Origin of the sequence: Teichococcus aerophilus, assembly GCF_014490485.1 — a bacterium.
In the GTDB taxonomy this organism is placed as follows: domain Bacteria; phylum Pseudomonadota; class Alphaproteobacteria; order Acetobacterales; family Acetobacteraceae; genus Pseudoroseomonas; species Pseudoroseomonas aerophila.
Map to the genome: position 1 here is coordinate 56,896 of NZ_JACTVA010000016.1, position 14,467 is coordinate 71,362.

Below are 14,467 nucleotides of genomic sequence, written 5' to 3' on the forward strand. Positions count from 1 at the left end.
AAAAGAGGGCTGTTCAATTTTTTCGCGTCACGATACCTATCCAACATGGAATTGCGTCGTTCTGCCGCCAAGTTCGTTCGCGATCGTCCCTATCTGTGGGACATTTTGCACCCGACCTATGACTGGGTCCGGCAAAGGGTGCGGGATGCGCGCATCAAGCGCCTGTTCTCGGACAGGCTCGCCCCCACGGATGAGGCAGGGCAGGCGCTGATCGCCCAGGCCATCGCCAGTGGGCGGCCCGCCGGCATCGGCAAGATCGGTGGGTTGGAGGGTGAGGCCGCAGGCTTCTTCCTGAACAACCGCCCGAAGGGCGAACCCTACCCGCCGATGCTGCGGGAGCAGATGTTCCTCAATGTCGGGCTGTTCCCGGTCAATGACGATTCGCTGGACCGCTTCTGCGCCGCGCTGATCGACGCGGCCAAGCAGCTCGATGTCATGGGCGTCATGGGCTACACCGGCGAGCCGGACGTGCTGCTGAACCACGCCACCCAGGCACGGCTGATTTCGCTGAAGGCGCTGGACCCCTGGTATTTCGACCAGCCCTGGTCCGCCCAGCTGGCCGGCAAGCGCGTCTGCGTCGTCACGCCCTTCGCCCGCACCATCGAGGACCAGTATGCCCGCCGGGCCGAGATCTGGCCGGGGCGAGACATCCTGCCGGAATTCCAGCTGCGTACCGTGAAGATGCCCCTCTCCCCCGGCCTGGCCGATCCGGACGAGGCGAACTGGGAAGAGCGGCTGGAGCGGATCAAGACCGCCGTGGATGCCGAGCCTTATGACGTGCTGCTGGTGGGTGCCGGCGGCATTTCCCTGCTGCTGGCGGCGCATGCGAAGAAGACCGGCCATGTCGGCTTCCACATGGGCGGGCCGACGCAGGTGCTGTTCGGCGTGCGCGGCCGGCGCTGGGACGTGGACGAGTTCTTCCAGAAGCTGATGACCCCGGCCTGGACCCGCCCGAGCGGTGAGGAAGCCCCCTCCGCCGCGCAGAAGATCGAGCGCGGCTGCTACTGGTGAGGCGACTCCCTCGGGGCGTGCCCCGGGGTTTGTGAGGGTGGAACGAGGGGGCGCTGCCCTCTCGAACTCCCCTGGCAAGGGATGCGATCCCCTGCATCCGCGACTCAGGGTGGCGCCTCGATGCGGCCTGGTTCGCCATAAGGATGCTAGATAACAAGGCCGGAGAATGGGTGCGTAGCCACGCCCACTATGTTTCATATCCGCCGCGCGGTTCGTACCATCCCCGCCAGATAGCCATATTCGGGCGATCCACTTACGGCTGAAGAATATCCAAGAATGGGTTTCCAAAGGCCTCAGGCCTTTGGCGGGGAGAGTGTGAGAGGGGCGGCGCCCCTCTCGCCCATCCTTCAGCCGCCGCCGCGCGGCACCTTCATCATCAGCCGCACCAGCGCGGGCGCCTCCAGGATGTAGCGCTTCCACAGCCGGCGGGGCTCGCTGGCCAGCCGGTGCAGCCATTCCAGATGCGCCTGCTGCACCCAGACCGGCGCCCGCTTCTTCGCCCCCACCACGAACTCGACCGAGGCACCGACGCACAGCCCGATGCCCACCGCCTGGCCGGAGGCGGTGATCGCCGCCGCCAGCTTCTCCTGCTGCGGAGAGCCGACACAGAGCAGGACGAAGCGGGAGGGGTGGGCCAGGATGAAGTCCACGCAGGCCTTCACCGCGTCCGGGTTGCGGATGAAGCCCATCGGTGGGTTGTGGTGCGCCAGGCACTGCAGGCCGTACTTGTCCCGCAACTGCTGCACCATCTCCTCCGTCGCGCCGATGACCGTGACGGGGGTGTCCGGCTGGATCACCTCATCGAACAGGCGCTGCGTCAGGTCGGAGCCCGGGGCCACCTGCAGCTTCACGCCGCGCTGGCCGGCCAGCAATTGCAGGATGCGGCTGTCGCACAGGGAGAGCCAGGCCGGCTCGTAGAGCGGCAGCAGTTCCGGCTGGCGCTGCAGGCGAATCCAATGATCCGCGTTCGGTGTCACAATGTAGACGAACGGTGCCGCCGGGTCGCGCTCCGCCAACAAAGCCATGGCCTGGTCCAGGCCGACATCGTCGAAACGGACCGAGAGCAGGTATTGCGATGAAAATGTCACGGTACTCGGGGCGGTGGGCGTTGCGCTCATTTCAACCTGTACCATGGGGGTTTCTGCTTGATGCCATGATACGGAACGCTTCCTCATGGGCCAGCGCCGATGTGCAGAAAGAATAATTATTTCGCCCCATGCAGATCACATGTAGAGAGGTAATAATCCCGTGCCCCGGCGTGGGATGCGGCGATGGCCGCCGCGGCGTGACCTCTCGGCGATCCTTTTGCTGGAATCAGGGGGCTCCTTGAGCAGTCAGGTAAGAGACCGCGTTCCAACCCTTCAGGCCGCGCGGGGCTTCGCATGCCGCCGGCCGTCCGGGGCCCGCTATCCCTCCAACCGGCGCACGCGCCGCGCATGGGCAGACAGCCTTGCCTGATTCATCTCCTCCTCCCTCTCCCATCCTGCAGGACGACCGCCAGCTTTCCACCTTCCGGTGGACGCACGGGCTGCTGAACCGCGTCGTCCGCGCCGCGGACGTGGTGGCCATCCTGCTGGCCACGCTGGTGGCCGCCACGATCTGGCACCAGCCGCTGATGTGGGACCAGCGGATCGTCACGATGCTGGCCGGCATCTGGGCCTTCCTCTCCGTGCTTGGCCAGATCCGCGCCTACCGGGTGGAGAACTACGTCACCCTCTGGTCGCAGCTGGGCCAGGTGCTGCTCGGCAGCGCCGCCAGCTGGGTGGTCATGACGGCGGTGCTGCATGCCTGCCTGCGCGACGTCTCGGTCACCGAGAGCTGGGTGCTGGGCTGGTTCGCCCTGCTGCTGGGCATGGTGCTGGTCAATCGCGGGCTGCAGAGCATCCTGACCCGCGTGGTCGAGTGGAAGCACCTGCTGCGCCGCAAGACCGTAGTGATCGGCACCAACGCGGTGGGCGAGGCCACGCTGCGCCGGCTGATGGCCGATACCGCGCACCATGAGATCGTCGGCGTCTATCGCGGCCTGTCGGACGACATCACGGTGCGCGACGTCGCCGGCATCCCCGTCGCCGGCGGGATGGAAGACCTGGCCATCTATGCGCAGGACAACACGATCGACCTGATCGTACTGGCCGAAGGCTGGGCCAAGGCGCCCGAGATCTTCCGCATGATCGACGCGGTGGAATGGATCGCCGCCGACGTCGTCGTGCCGTTCGAGGAAGCGGGCGTGCGCCCGAGCTTCGCGCGCATCGCGCCGGTTTCCGGCATGTCGACGCTGCAGGTGATGTACCGGCCGTTCAAGGGCAGCCAGGGCATCACCAAGGCGCTGGAGGATTATGTCGTCGCCGGCCTGGCGCTGCTGATCCTCAGCCCGATGCTGCTGCTGGTGGCGCTGGCCATCCGGCTGGACAGCCCGGGGCCGGCCCTGTTCCGCCAGCCGCGTACCGGCCTGGGGCAGAAGGCCTTCTCCATCTACAAGTTCCGCACCATGACGGTGGACCCGACCGACGACGGCTCGGTCGGCACCAACAGCAAGCACAACCCGCGCATCACCCGCATCGGCGGCATCCTGCGCAAGCTGTCGATCGACGAGATCCCGCAGCTGCTGAACGTGCTGAAAGGCGACATGTCGGTCGTTGGACCACGTCCCTACGTGGCCAACATGCTGGTCGGGCAGGAACGTTTCTCGGACATGGTGCGCCGCTACGCGGTGCGGCACCGCATCAAGCCCGGCCTGACCGGCTACGCCCAGGCCAACGGCATGCGCAGCAACGCCCTGCGCGACCCCGAGAATGCGCGCAAATCCATCGAGATGGACCTGTACTACATCACCCACTGGTCCCTCTGGCTCGACATCCGCATCATGGTGCGCACCATCTTCGTCGGCCTCGCCGGGCGCAACGTCTTTTGAGGCGTCTGGCCGGGATGGGGCGGTGCCCCTTTCCCGGCTGTCTTGGCTTTGGGGTGGGGCGAAGCGAAGGCCGGGGAAGGAATTCCCCGGCCCCTTCTTTTTTCTGCGAGTTTGGCGAAGCGCGTCAGGACTGAGAGCGGACGCTGCTTGATGATTTTGATAATGGGCCACCAGGGCTGAACCCTCAGTCGCCGGAGGTCCAGGCCTCCGGCGCACCCAGCCGTCTCCCAAGACCGCGCCCTCAACAGCCACAGCCGAAAAACTCAAAAAAAGAAAAGAAGGGGTCCGGGGAATTCTTTCCCCGGCCTTCCCGCACCTGTCTGGATCTGCCGCACGCCAGGCGCGTGCATCTGCCCTGATGCCCGGCCGTAGCCCGCCTGCCGTGAAGGTAGCTCGCCGCCTATAATGGAATGCGGCCGCGGGCCCAGGCTGGGGTCTGCAGCGGTGCTGTGGTGCGGGTGGGGCGCCAGCCGGTCTGGTCCTGGGTGAAGCCGGCTTCGTCGCGCATGCGCAGCCACCAGGCCAGGGCGGCCACGGTGACGACGCCGCCGGGCGCGTACATGACCGAGTAGATGGCCGAGCAGAGGATTTCGAACACCACGTAGTCCCCCAGCGCGGCGCGGAAGGCACTGCCGTTGCGCACGGCCAGCGCGGTCTTGAGGGAGCGGGCGTGGATGAACACGATCATCCCGGTCCCGATCAGCCCGTATTCCATCAGCACGCCCAGCCAGCCGATATCGGTCAGCCAGAAATCCGAGTTGCCGAAGAAATCCGCCAGGGTGAGTTCGGAGAAGGAGGAGATGGAGCCGGAGCCGAACAGCAGCTTGGACGGGTCGCTGGTGATCCAGTCCCAGGCGATGACGACGGAGCGCAGGCGGATGAACAGAGATTCGTCGAAGATCCGCCCCAGCAGTTCCGGCACGCCGGGACCGTAGATCAGCGCGACGATGATGACCGGCAGCATGCTGATGGCGCCGAGGCCCCACAGCCAGTTGGCCGGCATGCGGAACACCATGATCATCATCAGCACGATGACGGTGACGCCGGTGGGCAGCCGCGCCTTGTAGATGATGACCATGGAGACGATGGCCCCCACCAGCAGCGCCAGCTGCCACAGCTTGCGTTCCCGCACCAGGCGCTCGCCCAGCCAGAACAGCATCAGCTCGGCCAGCATCATGGGCATGCGGATATACATGCCGCGCCCGTCATCCCAGGAGAACATGTTGGCGCCGGCCACGGTGGGCTGGAAGCGCGCGGCGGGGACTGTGACCCACAGGATCCACATCACCGCGAAGGTGGCGATGCCGAAGCTGATGGCGCCGCGTGCCACGTCCCGCTCGGATGGCCGCAGCAGCACGAGTGCCGCGGGCACGGCGAAATAGTAGGTGAGCGGCCAGGCCTTGATGGAGGAGAGCAGCGCATCCGCCAGCCCGGTCGGGAAATAGATCAGGGAGAGGATGGGGGTGAAGCCCAGCGCATAGGCCAGCAGCACCAGGTAGACCGGGCTATCCGGCAGGCGCAGCTTGACCATGCCATACAGAGTCAGCGGCACCGTGACGATGGGCCAGCCTTTGGAGAGGGCGTAGAAAGGCCCGGCTTCCACCTTGTAGTGGAAGATCTGGAAGAACATGGACAGCAGGCCGAACCATTGGGCGGTGCGGCGCCGGCTGCCGGGCAGGGCTTTCGCCCGTTCCGTCACGATGGCTGCCGCAGGAAGCGCCGCAGCCGCTGCGGCGGCCGTTCCACCCATTCATAGGATACGGCGGCAATGGCGGTGGAGATGGCGGCCAGCGCGGGCATTACCACCAGCAGCCAGAACAGGCTGGGCCGCATGTCCAGGATGGCGGGCTTCCACAATGCTTCCGGCAGCAGCGGCACGGCGCAGACCAGCACGGCGAGGTGCCAGAGATAGAGCGAGTAGCTCCACCGGCCGAGCAGCACGGCCGGGCGGCTGGCCAGCAGCCGCCGGGTCCAGCCATGGCGCGGGCCGAACAGCACGCAGCCGAAGCCGAGGAACAGCCCGATGCCTTGCATGGTGTAGCGCAGGCTGGAGCGGAAAGTGGGGTCGCGGATGGCCAGGCTGGCCAGCACGATCAGCAGGGAGACGACGAGCGTGGCGCGCGCATTGAACAGGCGCAGCAACAGCGGTGCCGCGCCGGTGTTGAGCAGCAGCGACATCAGGACGCCGTAAAGGATGGAATCGAGCCGCATGTCGGTGGAGAAGGCGGTGCGGAAGGCGCCGAGCCCCTCGGTGCAGGCGGGCCCGGTGGCGACGCACTGCCCGGCCAGCACGGTGCGCCAGGCGATGATGGCGACGATCAGCACGGCCAGGATGCCGATCAGCCGCGCCCGGCTGCGCACCGCCACGAACAGGAAGGGGAACAGGGCGTAGAAATGCAGCTCCACCGCGATCGACCACAGCGGCGCCAGCGGACTGTCCATGCCACCGGGGCCGGTGTTGTAGGGCTCGAACAACGCCATGTAGTTGGTGAAGTAGAACAGCCCGGCCATGACCTGGGAGGGGCTGGTGGTGCCGCCCGCCTGCACGTTGATGAGCGAGGCGATGGGAACAACGACGATCAGCGCCGGCCACAGCCGCAGCAACCGCCGCGCCAGGAACGGGCCGAGCCGCACGCGGCCCTTCCGCTGCTGTTCCAGCATCAACTGACGCGTGATGAGGAAGCCGGAGATGAAGAAGAACACCGTAACGCCGAAGGTGCCCGGCAGCAGCGAGCCGAGCCCGTAATGCCCCAGCACCACCAGCAGGATGGACAGCGCCCGCAGCCCGTCGAGCGGCGCCACGTAGTCGTGGGACGGGCCGACGCTCCAGGTGATGCTGCCATTCTCGGCTTTGGGCAGGCTCATCGGGCCATGCCGGCCGCCTGCCTTGCCCCGATGAGGGCCGGCCGTCCACGGAATTGGCTGGCGATCATGAACGGCGCGGGCATCGTGCTCTTTGAAAGATACGCAGAACGTAAAAATCACCGATCCAGCGGAAAGCGGCAAGGTCAAAGGGTGACGCAAAGCCAGCCATCCTCTCATGGTGCGCAGGCGTGACGGGCTTGCAGCTGAGGCGGCGCGGTTTGCTGGCGGGGTTGGCGGGGCTTTCCCCCGCGCTGGCCGCCGCGGCCCCTTCGCCCGCCGCGCCGCCGGCATGGGGCGGGATGGGGCAGGCGGCCGGGCGCGGCGGCATGGGCGGCCTGGCGGCGCAGCGCGGCATCCTGTTCGGCGCCACGCTGACCCAGGGCCAGGTCGTGGAATCGGCCGAGATGGTGCGCATCGCCACGGAGGAGATGGCGATGCTGGTGCCCGGCTTCGAATTCAAATGGCCCGGTCTGCGCCCCGGCCCCTGGGAGTTCGACTTCACCGGCGCCGACGCCATGCTGACATTCGCCGAGGCACGGCAGCAGGCGGTGCGCGGCCACGCGCTGGTGTGGCACGGCGCGCTGCCCGGCTGGTTCGGTGATGGCCCGGCCGACGCCATGGGCATGCGCACCCTGCTGCGCCACCACATTACCACCGTGGCCGGGCGCTATGCCGGCCGCATCCATTCCTGGGACGTGGTGAACGAACCGGTGGAGCCGTGGGACAACCGGCCGGACGGACTACGGGACTCACCCTTCTTGCGCCGGATGGGGTTGGACTACATCGACCTCGCCTTCCGCTGGGCGGCCGAGGCCGACCCCACCGCCCGGCTGGCGCTGAACGAATACGGGGTGGAGATGGCCACGCCGGAACAGGACGCCCGCCGCACCGCTTTGCTGAAACTCCTGGAGGGCATGCTGCGCCGGGGGGTGCCCGTGCACGCCCTGGGTATCCAGGCGCATCTGAGCGCCGCGGCGTGGCGGGACTTCGACCCGGCGGTGCTGCGCGGCTTCATCCGCCGCGTCGCCGCGCTGGGGCTGGAATGCTACGTGACCGAGCTGGACGTCACCGACCGCGGCCTGCCACCGGAGGTGGCGGTGCGCGACGCGGCGGTGGCGCACACCTACCGCACCTTCCTGGACGCCGCGCTGGCAGAGCCCAGCGTGACCCTGGTGGCGCTGTGGGGGATCAGCGACCGCTTCACCTGGATGAACGACAGCCGCTTCGCCCGGCGCGAAGACGGCCTGCCCACCCGCCCGCATCCGTTCGACCCAGCGTTCCAGCCCAAGCCGGCGTGGGGCGCAATCGGCGATGCCTTGCGCGGGGCGCCGCGCCGGTAGGGGAAAGGGTCGGCTGGCCGGGGTGCGGCCGGTCGTTGCGCTTTCCTGAGGCCATGCCAGGGCTCCGCACCCTGCCAAGAGGCCGCTGTGTGGATAAGCTTGCCAGTGCCGTGTGGTCAGCGGCGGAGGGGGCCGGTAAGATCCTCGCCATTGATGCTCAGGGACGGGCCGTTGGCGGCGCTGTCGCCGCCCTGAAGCTGCGTCACCCGGCGGGAGCGCAGGCTGCGGCGAAGCGAGAGAGCCGATCCTTCCACAGTGGCGCTCAGGGACCAGGTGTCCCGGTCGGTGCTCTCCTGCACGGGAGCGGTGGCGACCTGCCGAACCCATTCAGCCTGCGTGCCGGCATCGCACCGCCCCGCGCGGGCCAGAAAGGCGATCTGCGACCGCTGGCTCTGCGGGTCTTGCGGGATGACCAGACGGAGCGCTTCCGGCAGGCCGCCTTCGCCGGTCAGCACGATCTGCCCCCGAGCATCGGCCCGGATGAAGCGGATGGCCGCACAGCGGTCACCATCACGCACGGCGAGGACGGAACGCCCGCTGCCTTGCAGGTCCTGCCCAGTGAAGCGCTGGCCATCCAGGGAAATGCTTTCCGCATCCCGGGGCACGAACAGGCTGGTGCTGAAGGCCGCGCCGCCCCGCTCGCGCTCCCGGGAGGGATTGAGGTCGAAGCTGCCGAGCACCCAACCATTCCGCTGCGCCATCCCGCCATTCAGCGGCGGATGCCAAACCTTATTGTGGCCGAAGCCGACCCGCATGCGTTCGCCGAGCGGGTTATCGCTTACCGTGGGCAGGAAGCTCATTGTGACGGAGCGGCGCATGTCGCGTCGCAGGTCGATGGTAAAGACCTTGTCGGTCGAGCTCAGATTGCCGCCGCCGACCGAGCCGATGGCCACGCCGCCCTCGATGAACAGGTTGCGCGTCTGGCCTGCTTCCGTGCCCCAGCGCGCCAGGACGTTACGGGCCCGCCGCTGCGCGAGCGCGGCGATATCCGGGCTGACCCGGTAGCCCTGGGTGCCCATGTTCAGGAAGGCGAAGATCATTTCCGGGTTCAGGCGGGCCTGTTCGTCCACCGGCCGCCACCCCTCGGCGCCCAGATAAATGTTCAGCGGGCCCTCGCCGAAGACAAAATCCTCGTCGCGGCTATGGGGGCCGACCAGCTTTCCCTGCAGGGTGTGCGCGGCGATGTCGGACCAAAAGAAGTCCAGCATGCCGCGAAACATGTCCTTGTCCCGCGGCTCCGTCACGTAAAGGTAGCCAGCCACGAGCGAATTGAGGTCGGTCGCGTAGTAGACTGGGCTACCGAACTCGCGCACCCCGATAGTCCGCGCTGTTTCGCGCCAGGCTTCCAGCTTGGCGCGGCCGCGCCGGACCGCCGCATCGTCGCCTACGGCCTGACCGATCAGCAACGTGTTTACCGCGTTCATCAGATAAATGTTCGTGTAGGACACGGGTGGATTGTGCCCGGCCAGGGCCGGCAGCGCCGCCTTTGCCTGGCGGGAGAGCCTTTCGCGCAGATCGGCGGGCAATTGATCCGCGAACCCAAGCAGCAGTGGCCCCCAGGCCTGCGTGGTGAATTCGATGGCATTCGTATCGTCCACGCGCCGGGCACCGGGTTGAAGCCAGGGGAACTGCCCAGTGGCCGGATCCTGCGCAGCCAGGACTGGTTCCAGTAGACGGGCCGCCTTGGCCGGGTCCTTCTCGATAGCCAGGGCGATCAGTGCGGCATTGCTGAAGGTCCGCAAGGAGAGCTGTGCGCCGGGCCGTTCCGCAGAGCGCTGCGTTTGCGCCCCGGCGGTGGAAAGCTGCCGGGCCAACGCATCACGCGCTGAAGGTTCGAAAGCGACCGCAGTCAACGCCGGGGCGGCAAAGGCACCGGCCAGGGCAGCCAGGATGAGCGCGCGCCGCGAACGGGAAGACATCATGCCAGACATACGTCGCATCTCCAGAAAAGGGAGTGGAGCCCCATAAGCACCTGCGGGCTGCCCGGCTGCCAACTTAGAGGCTGGCAGAACGGCCGTGACCTCAACTGATCCGGATGTGAATGCCATGTAAGGCCGCCGCGCCTCCCTGTGCGAGAGCGGGCGATGGCTGTTCCTCGCTGGATGCCGTGGCCAAGCCGCGCGTCCTGGAGCATGCCTGCTGCGGTGAATGCAGCAGACATGCTCCAGGTTCCGCTAGGCCGCGTGACTCACGTTCCCGGTTGATCCAGCCGAAGACGATGACGCTTCAGACGGAGCCTGCCTGCTTGCGCAGCCGTTCCAAGTTCCGCTGGTGCTGCAGCACGGCCTTGTCGTCCGGTGCGATGGTCGTGGCGACGCGCAGTGCGCGGGCCGCACCATCCAAATCCTTCTGCCGCAGCCTGAGTCCGGTGAGCAGATTGTAGGGCCGCAACAGGGAGGGCGAGAGCTCGATGGCCCGGCTGAGCCATTCCACAGCAGCATCCTGGTTGCCACGGCGTTCCTCGATCTGCGCCAGCCGGCACATCGCGTCGGCATCGGGCAGGTAGTCCAGCGCTTGGCGCAGCACGGCCTCGGCCTGGTCCAGATCACCTAGATTGAGGAACAGGCTGGAGAGCTCGCGGAAGGCGGACAGGTCGGCCGAGCCGGCTGCTACGCTGGAGGCCATTGCCTGACGGAGCCAGCGCTCGGCCTCGTCCGGGTCACCCTGACGGATAGCGATCTCGCCCATCCGCCGCTGCGCGCCCGGGTTGCCTGGGGCATGCTCGAGCGCCTTGGCATTCGTGGCTGCGGCGGCTTCCACGTCGCCCTGTCGCAGATATTGCGCGGCGAGGAAGCCGAGGGAGTTCGCGTCCTTCGGGTTCGCTTCCACCGCCTGACGGGCGAAATCCACGGCGGATTCCAGATCCCCCGTGCGGGCGAGGATGCCACTTAGCCGGCGCAGCGCCGCAACATCGGCTGGCGCCAGGGCCAGCGCCCGGCGCGCGGCGGCTTCGGCTTGCTCGATGTCGTCGGCGTTCAGGTAGAGGCTGGACAGATGCAGGTGGTTGCCGGGCGAGGCCGGTTCCGCGTCCACTGCGCGCTGGGCCAGCTCGAAGGCCCGTTCCGTCTCGCCCCTGCGTGCGGCGATGTCGCTGAGGCGTCGCAGCATGGCGGCGTTGGCGGGAGCTAGATTGACGGCGCGTGAGGCCGCGGCCTCGGCTTCCCGCAGATCACCTTGCCGCAGGTGCAGCCCGGCAAGCTGGCTGTACGAGGCGGCCTCGGCTGGGTTTACCGCGATGGCCTGCTCCAGCAGGCTGAAGGCACGCTCGCGGTCCTCGCCCCGAAAGACGATGTCGCTCAACCGCCGCAGCGCCGTGGTGTCGGCTGGGGAGACCTCCAGCGCCAAGGCAGCGGCAGCCTCGGCCGCCTGCATGTCGCCGGCACGCAGATGCACGGATGAAAGGGTCAGATAGTTGGCCGGATGGTTGGGGTCCGCATCCAACGCCTGCTCCGCCAGTTCCAGTGCGCGGGTGAAATCGCCCTGCCGTGCCGCTAGGTCGCTAAGCCGCCGCAGAGAGGCTTGGTCGCCCGGCACCAACTCCAGCGCCCGGGTCGCGCTGGTCCAGGCGGCATCCAGGTCCCCGGCCCTCACATGCAGTTCGGTCAGGAACAGATGGCTGGCAGGCAATAGCGGGTTGAGGGTGAGCACCTGCTCCGCCACGGTAAAGGCCTGCTCCGTCTCTCCCTTGCGGGAAAGGATGTCGGCGAGACGCCGCAGCATCACCGGGTTGGGCATGAGTTCCGCTGCACGGCGGGCGGCGGAGGCCGCGGTTTCCCATTCGCCCTGTCGCATGTAGAGGGCGGCGACTTGGCTGTGGGACGCAGCCTCGGCGGGGTTCAGCACTAGGGCCTGCTCCAGCCAGGTCAGGGCCTGCTCGGCATCACCGCCCCGCAATGCGATATCGCTGAGCTGACGCAACACATAAGTATTATGGGGTGCTGCCTCCAGCGCCTTGCTGGCGGCCGCCGAAGCGGCAGCCAGGTCGGCGCGGCGCAGATGCACGGAGGAAAGCGCCAAGCCATTGGCTGGGTTCGTAGGGTCCGCTTGCATCGCCTGCTCGGCCAAAGCCAGGGCTTGGGTAAGGTCGCCTCGCCGCATGGCCAAGCCGCTCAACCGTCGCAGGGTGGCCGGGTCGGACGGCGCCAGCTCCAGCGCCCGCGACGCGATAGCCTCGGCGGCAGCAAGGTCGCCGTTGCGAAGGTGCAACTGAGAAAGAAACAGGTGGCTGCCTGGTGCCTGCGGCTCCAGCGTCAGGGCCTCCTGCGCTAGCGCGAAGGCACGGGGCAGGTCATCGCGGCTTGCGAGAATGCCACTGAGCCGGCGCAGGCGATTGGCATTGGTGGGTTTCAGCGCCACCAGCCGGGTCGCGGCGGCCTCGGCCTCCTCCAGGTTGTCCTGGCGCAGGTGGATGCGGGCCAGGGTGTCCAGTGCACCGGGCTCCTCCGGCTCGGCCGCCAGCAGCTCGGCCACCGCGGCGTGGGCGGCATCATAGGCGGCGCGCTGCAGGTGCAGCTCAGCCAACCGGCGCAGCAGCACCGGCAAGCGGCCGGACTGGTCCAGCGCCTCGGTCAGGACGCGCTCCGCAGCTGCGAACTCACCTTGCGCGGCCAGGGTTCCCGCCAGGCGGGCGGAGGCCACAGCATCCTTGGGATCGTTGGCGATGTCCATGGTCTGCATATCCATGTTGTGAGCGGTTCCCAGGTCTTGGCGGCGCCGGCGCGCGGGCGCCGCATTCAGGGTCATGGCCATGTCAGACATGGGCGTCATTCCGCGGCCCATGGTAGCAAAAGAGGCTGTGGTGGAAAGAGTGCGCGTAATCCGGCGCCTCCAGCAGCCGCACATGCGGCCACGGATTGCGCCGGATGCCGCACAGCGTGTAGCCGGCCATCCGCAGCCGGTTGAGCAGTTTCTTCACCGGGGCAGGGTCTTCCCCCGCCGTGTGGGAGACGTCCAGCACGATATAGGGCTTTTGCTGGGAGATGAGGTTGTACGCGCCTTCCAGCGCCGCACCGGCCTGGCCGGGAATGCCCAGCCGCAGCAGGTGCACCTTCGTGATGCCCTGGGCGGCGACATAGCCATCCAGCGTCACTACCGGCGTCGGCACGGCCGGGCCGTCCTCCCCGGCCGACGTATCCGGCTGCTGTACCGAGCCGACGCGGTTGGCCACCAGCGCCTCCGGCATGGCGAGGTTGCCGAGGCCCAGCATCTCCGCCTGCGCACGCAGCTTGCCGCGCGCCATGGGGGTGGAGCCGAAGGCATGCACCTGGCCGCCGGGCCCGACGCAGCGGCTGAGCAGCAGCGCCACCTGGCCGGCATCCTGCGCCACGTCCAGGCAGATCCAGCCCGGCCGCGCCAGCCCAGCCAGGATGGCATGTTCCGCCGCCTCCCGCTCCTTCGCCACGTTGGTCTGGGCGGAGAGCTGCTTCTTCACCGCCGCTGGCAGGGGTGGCGGCTCCGCCAGCGCCGCCAGGGCAGTGTCGACCTGCTGGCGTTCCAGCAGGGCGTGGAAGCCGCGCATCTCGGCCGCGCCCATGGCATGTGCCATCACGTTGCGGAATTCCTGCCGCACGCCGAACAGAAGCGTCTCCTGGATGGCGGAGACGTTCCACCAGTTGGTGTCGGTGAAGGACAGCCCGTAATCCGCCCTTAGGAAATGCGAGTTCTGCCCCTGGGCGAAGCCCAGATGCTGCACGGCGGAGTCCGGCAGGCAGAAGATCTCCCGCCCCGTGGCCACCAGATGCTCGCAGATATCCCAGTCATAGCGGGGAGAGGGCTGCACATGCTCCAGCACCTCGGCCACCACGTCACGGGACCAGGCGGTGCCGGCGAAGCCGACGGAGCGCTTGACCAGCAGCCCGTTCCGCAGAGTGCCGGGATGCGACGGCGCGTTGAGCAGGGAGAGCAGGCCATCCGTGCGCGGAAAGGCGGCCTGCAGCGTGGCGATCACGTCCTCGGCCACCAGCAGGTCGGAATCCAGGCAGACCAGGATGTCCTCCACCCGTTCCTCCCGGAAGACGCGCAACAATTCATGGGCGGCATAGTCGGCGCGCCCGGAATTCACCGGGCGGCGGATGAATTTGGCATGCGGAGGGAATAGCGGCCGCAGCGCATCGAGGTCGTAATCCGTGCTGGCGTCGTCGATTACCAGGATGGCCGCGTCCGCCACCCCCGCCGCGTGGGAGAGGGAGCGCGCGGCCAGGGCCACGATGTCCAGGCGGTTGAAGGTGGTGACACCAAACAGAATGCGTGAGCCGCTCGCCAGAGCCACTATCCTTATGTCCTCAGCCGCAGCCTGTTACCGCCCGCAGCAGCGCCAGGCTGCTGAAAGCGGCTCCAGGTA

Annotated in this window: 9 protein-coding genes; 3 read left to right on the forward strand and 6 right to left on the reverse strand. The window is 67.7% G+C overall.

Translation table 11 applies throughout. The features are described 5' to 3' along the window. Positions 1-45: 45 nt before the first annotated feature. Entirely contained in the window at positions 46-1,011 is a 966-nt protein-coding gene (locus tag IBL26_RS11005; protein ID WP_187784531.1) for a hypothetical protein, read from the forward strand. A 347-nt stretch (positions 1,012-1,358) separates the two neighbouring features. Here the strand turns inward: IBL26_RS11005 and IBL26_RS11010 are convergent, their stop codons facing one another. Then, a complete protein-coding gene (locus IBL26_RS11010) occupies positions 1,359-2,129 on the reverse strand; it encodes a WecB/TagA/CpsF family glycosyltransferase (protein WP_187784532.1) in 771 nt (256 codons plus the stop codon). A gap of 332 nt (positions 2,130-2,461) precedes the next feature. On the opposite strand from IBL26_RS11010, the gene IBL26_RS11015 reads away from it, so the two are divergent. After that, positions 2,462-3,922 carry an exopolysaccharide biosynthesis polyprenyl glycosylphosphotransferase gene (locus tag IBL26_RS11015; RefSeq protein ID WP_187784533.1) on the forward strand — a complete coding sequence of 487 codons (1,461 nt, stop codon included), beginning with the start codon at positions 2,462-2,464 and terminating at the stop codon, positions 3,920-3,922. 400 nt (positions 3,923-4,322) lie between these two features. Here IBL26_RS11015 and IBL26_RS11020 read toward each other — a convergent pair whose 3' ends face one another. Both IBL26_RS11020 and IBL26_RS11025 read right to left on the reverse strand, forming a co-directional pair. Then, entirely contained in the window at positions 4,323-5,621 is a 1,299-nt protein-coding gene (locus IBL26_RS11020) for a hypothetical protein (RefSeq protein WP_187784534.1), read from the reverse strand. Beyond that, positions 5,618-6,787: an acyltransferase family protein gene (locus IBL26_RS11025; RefSeq protein ID WP_187784535.1), complete on the reverse strand. Its 1,170-nt coding sequence runs from the start codon at positions 6,785-6,787 to the stop codon at positions 5,618-5,620. The genes IBL26_RS11020 and IBL26_RS11025 overlap by 4 nt, the downstream gene beginning before the upstream one ends. Positions 6,788-6,984: 197 nt before the next feature. On the opposite strand from IBL26_RS11025, the gene IBL26_RS11030 reads away from it, so the two are divergent. Beyond that, entirely contained in the window at positions 6,985-8,127 is a 1,143-nt protein-coding gene (locus IBL26_RS11030) for an endo-1,4-beta-xylanase (RefSeq protein WP_187784536.1), read from the forward strand. 116 nt (positions 8,128-8,243) lie between these two features. Here the strand turns inward: IBL26_RS11030 and IBL26_RS11035 are convergent, their stop codons facing one another. The 3 genes from IBL26_RS11035 to IBL26_RS11045 all read right to left on the reverse strand — a co-directional run bounded on the left by IBL26_RS11035 (position 8,244) and on the right by IBL26_RS11045 (position 14,395). After that, positions 8,244-10,058 (reverse strand): hypothetical protein, encoded by a 1,815-nt coding sequence (locus tag IBL26_RS11035; RefSeq protein WP_187784537.1) that lies wholly within the window; start codon positions 10,056-10,058, stop codon positions 8,244-8,246. Between the two features lie 295 nt (positions 10,059-10,353). Further along, positions 10,354-12,810, reverse strand: coding sequence for a tetratricopeptide repeat protein (locus IBL26_RS11040; RefSeq protein WP_187784538.1), 2,457 nt, complete (start codon positions 12,808-12,810; stop codon positions 10,354-10,356). Between the two features lie 67 nt (positions 12,811-12,877). Next, positions 12,878-14,395 (reverse strand): glycosyltransferase, encoded by a 1,518-nt coding sequence (locus tag IBL26_RS11045; RefSeq protein WP_187784539.1) that lies wholly within the window; start codon positions 14,393-14,395, stop codon positions 12,878-12,880. Positions 14,396-14,467: the final 72 nt, after the last annotated feature.

Bases quoted from the DNA above. Each gene is read 5' to 3' on its own strand.
- IBL26_RS11025 (WP_187784535.1), bottom strand. From the start codon at position 6,787: ATGAGCCTGCCCAAAGCCGAGAATGGCAGCATCACCTGGAGCGTCGGC.
- IBL26_RS11035 (WP_187784537.1), bottom strand. From the start codon at position 10,058: ATGTCTGGCATGATGTCTTCCCGTTCGCGGCGCGCGCTCATCCTGGCT.
- IBL26_RS11010 (WP_187784532.1), bottom strand. From the start codon at position 2,129: ATGAGCGCAACGCCCACCGCCCCGAGTACCGTGACATTTTCATCGCAA.
- IBL26_RS11040 (WP_187784538.1), bottom strand. From the start codon at position 12,810: ATGGATATGCAGACCATGGACATCGCCAACGATCCCAAGGATGCTGTG.
- IBL26_RS11005 (WP_187784531.1), top strand. From the start codon at position 46: ATGGAATTGCGTCGTTCTGCCGCCAAGTTCGTTCGCGATCGTCCCTAT.